Below are 7,053 nucleotides of genomic sequence, written 5' to 3' on the forward strand. Positions count from 1 at the left end.
GCCTGGAGTCCAGTCTTGAGCCCCAGGCATAAAAAAGCCCGCCACCGCGAAAAGCGGTGACGGGCCTTGATCGAGAGACTTATTGCTGCAAATCAACCGGTACGCTTGAGGCGATCGGCGCGGTTCCAGGTACGCCGATTTCAGTCGGCAGACCATCTTCAGCAGCAACCACATCCCGAACCTGATCCCAATTGACTCGCAGGTTGTTGGCCAGGTCTTCGCGCTTGAGCAAGGCATTGATGACCGCAGTGTGCTTGTCGACCACCGATGGTGTGCCATCGTCGTTCAGTGGTGTATGGGCTTCGAGATAGACCTTGCCACCACTGCTGCCGAACTTGTAGGCGTCGTTGATGATGCGCACCGACGTACCCACCGGCACCATACCGGCCATCTCCAGCACGTTGTTATTGAACATGCGGAAGCAGCCGTGACTGGTACGCGTGCCGATACCAAATTTCATGTTGGAGCCATGGATCAGATAGCCCGGAGTGCCCAGGGTGAACTTGAACGGCCCCAGCGGGTTATCCGGGCCAGCAGGCACCACATTGGGCAACGGGTCGCCATTGGCGGCGTGTTCGGCCTTGATCGAGGCCGGTGGTGTCCAGGTAGGGTTCGGCGTCTTGGCGATGATACTGGTATGGGCGATCGGCGAGCCCCAGCCTTCACGACCAATCCCCAGCGGGAAGGTGTAGACGACGTTCTGTCCTTTAGGGAAGTAGTAGAGCCGGTATTCCGCCAAGTTGATCACGATGCCTTCACGCGGGCCGGGCGGCAGGATGAACCGTGTCGGCAGCACAATCTCGGTGCCCGCACCGGGCAGCCAGGCATCGACGCCCGGGTTGGCCGCGACCATTTCCGAATAACCAAGATCGTAGGTAGTGCCCAGGTCGGCAAAGGTATCTTCGTATTTGGCCTTGATGACCTGGACCTGACCAACGATGTCCTCACCTGGTGGCGGCAAGGGCAACTGCAAGGCTGCCGCAGAACCGGCCGCACAGAGAGCAGCGAGAGACAGGCAGCAGGTGACGACGGAAAGGCGCGACAACATCCGGAAAATCCTTCGCAGAACGACGGGTAGGAAAAAATTGATTGTATACGTGAAGCGGACTTCAAGCATCAATCCGCCCCGCTATAGCTCGAAGCGCAGCTCCGGCCAGATAGGCGGCGTGCCGCGCTTTTGCGATTCGAGAATGGCACGACATAAAGGGCAGAGCCGCTGATCTTGAAAAATCGAGCGATTCACCGATGACCAGCGGGGTTGTGCCGGCAACAATGTACCGCACAGCGTACGGTCTATCGAACCGCCCAACTCCAGCTGACGCGCCACCAAATGCACCCTGACTTCCTGGCAGGCGAACAGATCCAGCTGCTCGTCCGGCTCGATCAGTTGGTAGTTAAACAGGGACCAGGCAGGACGCGACATCGAGGGCTCCAAATCGGGGGGGCGCCACCTTAGCCGAAAGCCTGCCGGTAGAAAAGCGTCATAGCAGCGGTTTTAGCGTCGGCCAGACATTTTCGAGCAATTTGCCCTGGGCACCGACCGCCGGGTGAAGTTGATCCGCCTGCATCAACTCCGGGTGACCACCCACGCCCTCGAGGAAAAATGGCACCAGCGGCACGTTTTTCTCTTTGGCCAATACGCCATACACCTCAGCGAATGCCGTGGTGTAGCGCGGGCCGTAATTGGGCGGTAATTGCATTCCCAACAACAGCACCTTGGCACCACCGGCCTTGGACTGATCGATCATCGATGCAAGATTTTGTTTCAATTGCGCTGGAGGCTGGCCACGCAAACCGTCATTCCCCCCCAATTCGATAACCACTACGTCCGGCTTATGCTCTGCAAGTGCCGCTGGCAGCCGCGCCAAGCCTCCCGCACTGGTGTCGCCACTGATGGAGGCATTGACCACTTTATCGCCGAAACCTTCCTGCTTGAGCCGTTGTTCCAGCAGTGCGACCCACCCCTTGCTGGTATCCAGGCCGAAACCGGCACTGATACTATCGCCAACGATCAGGACTGTACCCGCCGCTGCGTTCTGGGCCATGCACATCAAGGCCAGGCCAGCACTCAAAAACCACATTCGCATCGGATTCTCCATGGGCGCAAGCATTCTCACCGCGCGAAACCTTAGCAAAGTGGTTCCCAGCGCGGAAGGTGAACTGACTATCCTGCACGAACTGAGCCTGGAACTGAACAAGGGCGATAGCCTGGCTATCGTCGGCAGTTCCGGCTCCGGCAAATCCACCCTCCTCGGCCTGCTGGCCGGCCTCGACCTGCCCAGCAGCGGCGAAGTCACCCTGGCCGGCCAAGCGCTGAGCACCCTGGATGAAGACCAGCGTGCGCGCATCCGTGCCGAGCATGTGGGCTTTGTATTTCAATCCTTCCAATTGCTCGACAGCCTCAACGCGCTGGAAAACGTCATGCTGCCTCTGGAGCTGGACGGTCGCAAGGACGCCCGCGAGCGCGCCAGGCATTTGCTGGAGCGTGTCGGCCTGGGCCAACGCCTGACCCACTCTCCCCGCCAGCTTTCCGGTGGCGAGCAGCAACGGGTAGCGATCGCCCGCGCCTTTGCGGCTGAACCGGATGTGCTGTTTGCCGACGAGCCCACCGGCAACCTCGACAGCCACACCGGCGAGCGCATCAGCGACTTGCTGTTCGAGCTCAACAAAGAGAGCGGCACGACTTTGGTGTTGGTCACCCACGATGAACGCCTGGCCCATCGTTGCCGGCGCCTGATCCGCCTTGAAGCCGGCCTGATGGTCGCGCCCCTGGAGCCTTGATGGCACGTTTGCCGCTGTTGCGCCTGTTCAGCCTTGCCATGCGCCAATTATTACGGGACGCCCGCGCCGGCGAATTGCGCGTGCTGTTCTTCGCCCTGTTGGTAGCCGTCGCCGCCAGTACTGCCATCGGCTACTTCGGCGCGCGGCTCAACGGCGCCATGCTGTTGCGCGCCACTGAGTTCCTCGGTGCCGACCTGGTGCTCGAGGGCAGTTCGCCGGCTCGCCCAGAGCAGATAAAGTCCGGAACCGAGCTGGGCCTGGACCATGCACGCATCGTGGAGTTTTCCAGTGTCATCGCCACGGATAACGGTATCCAACTCTCCAGCATCAAGGCAGTCAACGAGCAATACCCGCTGCGGGGCGAGCTTAAAAGTGCATCAGAGCCCTTCGGCGCCGAAACAGCAGGAGGCGGCCCAAAGCCTGGTGAAGCCTGGGTTGAAGCACGACTGCTGACGGCGCTGGAGCTGAAAGTTGGCGACAGCATCGATGTCGGCATGAAGACCCTGCACCTGACGCGCATACTCACTTATGAGCCAGACCGTGCCGGCAACTTCTATAGCCTTACGCCCAGAGTGATGATCAACCTCGCGGACCTGGATGCCACCGGCGTGGTTCAGCCCGGCAGCCGCGTCAGCTACCGCGAACTATGGCGCGCCCCCCAAGGCAGTACAGCGCTGCAGACCTATCGCGACTTGGTCAAGCCTGGCCTCGCCGCTAACCAGCGCCTGCAGGACTCACGCGATGGCAATCAGCAAATCGGTGGCGCCCTGGGCAAAGCCGAGCGCTACCTGAACATGGCCAGCCTGGTGGCCGTGCTGTTGGCCGGCGTGGCCGTGGCATTGTCGGCCAATCGCTTTGCCAGCCGACGCTTCGACGCCAGCGCACTGTTGCGCTGCCTGGGGTTGTCACGGCGCGAAGCGATGCTTCTGTTCAGCCTGCAACTGAGCGTACTGGGCCTGCTGGCAAGCCTGACCGGCGCCCTGCTCGGCTGGTTGGCGCAATTTGGACTGTTCTATTTCCTGCACGACCTGCTGCCGGCAGATGTGCCGCCCGGCGGGCTGCTTCCGGCAGTCGCAGGCATCGGCACCGGGTTGGTTGCCCTCGCCGGCTTCGCCCTGCCGCCATTGGCAGCCCTGGGGCGCGTTCCACCGTTGCGAGTATTGCGTCGTGACCTGCTGCCTATCCCTTCCAGCACCTGGATGGTCTACGGTGCCGCACTGCTCGCCCTCGGCCTGATCATGTGGCGCCTGAGCCTCGACCTGGTGCTGACGTTCGCGTTGCTGGGCGGCGGCGTGGTGGCTGCGCTGATCCTGGGTGGTTTGCTTCTACTGCTGCTGCAAAGCCTGCGGCGGCTATTGGCTCGCGCATCCCTGCCTTGGCGCCTGGGTCTGGGCCAACTGCTACGGCATCCGCTGGCGGCGGCTGGCCAATCCCTGGCGTTTGGCTTGATCCTGTTGTCCATGGGATTGATTGCCTTGTTACGTGGCGAGTTGCTCGACACCTGGCAGAACCAGTTGCCCAAGGATGCCCCCAACTATTTCGCCCTGAATATCCTGCCAGCTGACAAAGATGCGTTTGGCGCTCGCCTGCTGCAGGTGCAAGCTCAGTCCGCGCCATTGTATCCAGTCGTGCCGGGGCGACTGATCAGTATCAATGGCGAACCTGTGCAGGAGATTGTCAGCAAAGACTCCAGCGGTGACCGTGCAGTACAACGCGACTTGAGCCTGACCTGGGCCGCCGATTTGCCACCCGGCAATGTCCTGACGGCTGGTTCCTGGTGGTCGCCACAACCGAGCGATGACATTCCCGGGGTGTCGGTAGAAGCCAAAGTCGCCGAAAGCCTGAAGCTCAAGCTCAACGATCATCTGGTGTTCACGGTAGGCGGCGAGAATCGCGAGGCCCGGGTGACCAGCCTGCGCACGATCAACTGGGATAATTTCCAACCCAATTTCTTCATGATCTTCCAGCCGGGCACATTGAAGGACCTGCCCGCTACCTATCTGACCAGCTTCTACCTGGCACCGGGGCACGACCAGCAGATCGTCGACCTGTCCAGGGCCTTCCCGGCCGTTACCATCCTGCAGGTCGAGGCATTGCTGGAACAGTTGCGCAGCATTCTTGCCCAAGTGACCTTGGCAGTGGAATACGTGCTGCTGTTTGTGCTGGCCGCAGGCATGGCCGTGCTGTTCTCCGGCTTGCAGGCCACTCTCGACGAGCGAATTCGCCAAGGCGCGCTGTTGCGTGCACTAGGCGCCGAACGCAAGTTGCTGGTCAAGGCACGACGCATCGAGTTCGGCCTGTTGGGTGCGGTCAGCGGCCTTCTGGCTGCACTCGGCACAGAGCTGGTGACCTGGGTGCTGTACCGCTACGCGTTCGACCTTGCCTGGCACCCTCACCCGTGGCTGCTGCTGTTGCCGGTGATCGGTGCCGTACTCATCGGTGGCGCCGGGGTATTCGGTACGCGACGAGCCCTGAATGCCAGCCCTCTGACAGTACTGCGCGAAGGCTGAAACGCGGCAGGCCTGCGCCCCGTCCTGGGCGCAGGCCATCATTACCTATTTCACATATTCGATGTGGGTGATCCACCAGCACACCTCACCACTTGGGGTCTGCACAATCGCCTCGTCGTCCACTTCCTTGCGCAGCAACGCACGCGCCATGGGTGAATCGATAGAGATGTAATCCATGCGGTCGTAGATCTCGTCATAACCCACGATCCGAAAACGCTTGGTTTCACCCTGCTCGTTTTCGATATCCACCCATGCCCCAAAAAACACCTTCCCTTCCTGCTCGGGCATGTACTCCACGACGCGCATGTCTTCAAGGCGTTTACGCAGATAGCGTACCCGTCGATCGATTTCACGCAGCAGCTTCTTGTTGTACTGGTAGTCCGCGTTTTCACTACGGTCTCCCAGGGAAGCAGCCCACGTCACTTTGCGAGTGGTATCCGGGCGCTTCTCACGCCACAGGTAATCCAGCTCTTTTTTCAGCGCTTCATGACCTTCTTTGGTAATCAGCTTGGTACTCAAACCCTTGCATCCCGAGGCAATGTCCATTGGGGCCGATACGTCACGACATAACGCCCTGGCGCCGGCTGGCTAGCGCTGATGATAAATGAACCCAGCAAAGTAGCCAGCCGGTAGGCAGATCAACTCAGCTCCGGCGCCCCGAGGACCTGATCCAATTCAAGGAGAGTGCCCTGCAGGCGCTGTCGCATGCCTGATAACTGCGACATCATCAGCGTCAGTTTTTCGCTCCTCCGACCAACGTCCACCACCTGATCCTGGAGTTGTCTCTGGCGCTGCTCCACCTCACGGCTTTTCTCATCCAACTGGCTCTGCTGCTGCTGCAGTCGAACTTGCCACTGCTCAAGCATCTCTTCTCGCTCAATGGCCGCGTGCTTTTTTTGTGTCAGCTCTTGAGCGATCCGAGCGAGATTAGCCAGCGTACTGTCCACCTCCAGCAAAGAGGCATGTTCCTGATAGGCAGGCGGTTTCTCTGGTGCAACCTCGCCTGCTTCAAACTCAACCGGCGATGCACTCGGCTCGGTTTGCACAAGCGCCGAGGGTACTGCAGCGACCGAATGCGAAGGTTCTTCAACGGTGTATTCGTCCGGCAGTTGAGTAGCAGCCTTCGGTTGGCTCACGCCCTTCGGCGGCGCAACCATCTGTGACGAAAAACGAATAGTCGGCACGATCACCGTATTACTTTCGATCGGGGGCAATGCGGGCGCTGATATCCCCAAAGTAATCACCTTCATCACCAATGCCTTCTTGATAATGACCGAGTGATGATCTTCCGGCCTGGCAGGTGGCAACCTGCAACCTTTCAAATCCACGAAATGGAAGGGAATCCGGGACTCACCAGCGCCACTTGTCTTTGCGCCGGATGCCGTCATGAGGATCTGCTTGAAGACATGCATCGCAACTTGCAAATCGTCCTTAGAGTCCACCCCCCCGAGGAAATACCGTTCGAGCTTTTTACGGAGTTCCGCGATATAGACCCTTGAGTGACCAGGTTCAGTCTCTTCATCCAGGCTATACACAAGAAAGTTAGAGGCGATCTGGGCGACAGCGAACCCACAGAGCAGTGCACCGTTGACGGGTGCCTCTTCGCCACTGCGTTCAAGAACAAGAGTACGTAGAAGCATCATGACAATCAGACCTCATCACAAAAATAAAATCTTATATAAACACCAGATAAACATCCGACCGCTAACAAGCCCTCAGGACAAAGCAATTGTTTCAGTGAATTATCAAGCCTGACGTAGGA

Annotated in this window: 7 protein-coding genes; 2 read left to right on the plus strand and 5 right to left on the minus strand. The window is 59.5% G+C overall.

Annotation, left to right across the window (positions count from 1 at the left end):
- Nucleotides 1–79: 79 nt before the first annotated feature.
- The 3 genes from ACRESD_RS11905 to ACRESD_RS11915 form a co-directional block, all read right to left on the minus strand.
- Nucleotides 80–1,048, minus strand: coding sequence for a L,D-transpeptidase family protein (locus ACRESD_RS11905; protein WP_431751076.1), 969 nt, complete (start codon nt 1,046–1,048; stop codon nt 80–82).
- An 81-nt stretch (nt 1,049–1,129) separates the two neighbouring features.
- Entirely contained in the window at nt 1,130–1,423 is a 294-nt protein-coding gene (locus tag ACRESD_RS11910) for a hypothetical protein (protein WP_003189866.1), read from the minus strand.
- Between the two features lie 58 nt (nt 1,424–1,481).
- Nucleotides 1,482–2,087: an arylesterase gene (locus ACRESD_RS11915; RefSeq protein WP_431751077.1), complete on the minus strand. Its 606-nt coding sequence runs from the start codon at nt 2,085–2,087 to the stop codon at nt 1,482–1,484.
- A 10-nt stretch (nt 2,088–2,097) separates the two neighbouring features.
- Here ACRESD_RS11915 and ACRESD_RS11920 point away from each other — a divergent pair, with 10 nt between their 5' ends.
- Both ACRESD_RS11920 and ACRESD_RS11925 read left to right on the plus strand, forming a co-directional pair.
- Nucleotides 2,098–2,781: an ABC transporter ATP-binding protein gene (locus ACRESD_RS11920; RefSeq protein WP_005786391.1), complete on the plus strand. Its 684-nt coding sequence runs from the start codon at nt 2,098–2,100 to the stop codon at nt 2,779–2,781.
- On the plus strand, nt 2,781–5,291 hold the full coding sequence (locus ACRESD_RS11925; RefSeq protein WP_431751078.1) for an ABC transporter permease: 2,511 nt from the start codon (nt 2,781–2,783) through the stop codon (nt 5,289–5,291). Before ACRESD_RS11920 ends, ACRESD_RS11925 begins: the two co-directional genes overlap by 1 nt.
- 45 nt (nt 5,292–5,336) lie before the next feature.
- Here the strand turns inward: ACRESD_RS11925 and greB are convergent, their stop codons facing one another.
- Together greB and ACRESD_RS11935 are read right to left on the minus strand one after the other, a co-directional pair.
- Nucleotides 5,337–5,810 carry a transcription elongation factor GreB gene (greB, locus tag ACRESD_RS11930; protein WP_431751079.1) on the minus strand — a complete coding sequence of 158 codons (474 nt, stop codon included), beginning with the start codon at nt 5,808–5,810 and terminating at the stop codon, nt 5,337–5,339.
- Nucleotides 5,811–5,929: 119 nt separating this feature from the next.
- Nucleotides 5,930–6,934 carry a hypothetical protein gene (locus ACRESD_RS11935; protein ID WP_431751080.1) on the minus strand — a complete coding sequence of 335 codons (1,005 nt, stop codon included), beginning with the start codon at nt 6,932–6,934 and terminating at the stop codon, nt 5,930–5,932.
- Nucleotides 6,935–7,053 lie beyond the last annotated feature (119 nt).

This window comes from Pseudomonas sp., from assembly GCF_050739995.1.
GTDB lineage: Bacteria > Pseudomonadota > Gammaproteobacteria > Pseudomonadales > Pseudomonadaceae > Aquipseudomonas.

Bases quoted from the DNA above. Each gene is read 5' to 3' on its own strand.
- ACRESD_RS11920 (WP_005786391.1), top strand. From the start codon at position 2,098: ATGGGCGCAAGCATTCTCACCGCGCGAAACCTTAGCAAAGTGGTTCCC.
- ACRESD_RS11905 (WP_431751076.1), bottom strand. From the start codon at position 1,048: ATGTTGTCGCGCCTTTCCGTCGTCACCTGCTGCCTGTCTCTCGCTGCT.
- ACRESD_RS11915 (WP_431751077.1), bottom strand. From the start codon at position 2,087: ATGCGAATGTGGTTTTTGAGTGCTGGCCTGGCCTTGATGTGCATGGCC.
- ACRESD_RS11925 (WP_431751078.1), top strand. From the start codon at position 2,781: ATGGCACGTTTGCCGCTGTTGCGCCTGTTCAGCCTTGCCATGCGCCAA.
- ACRESD_RS11935 (WP_431751080.1), bottom strand. From the start codon at position 6,934: ATGATGCTTCTACGTACTCTTGTTCTTGAACGCAGTGGCGAAGAGGCA.
- ACRESD_RS11910 (WP_003189866.1), bottom strand. From the start codon at position 1,423: ATGTCGCGTCCTGCCTGGTCCCTGTTTAACTACCAACTGATCGAGCCG.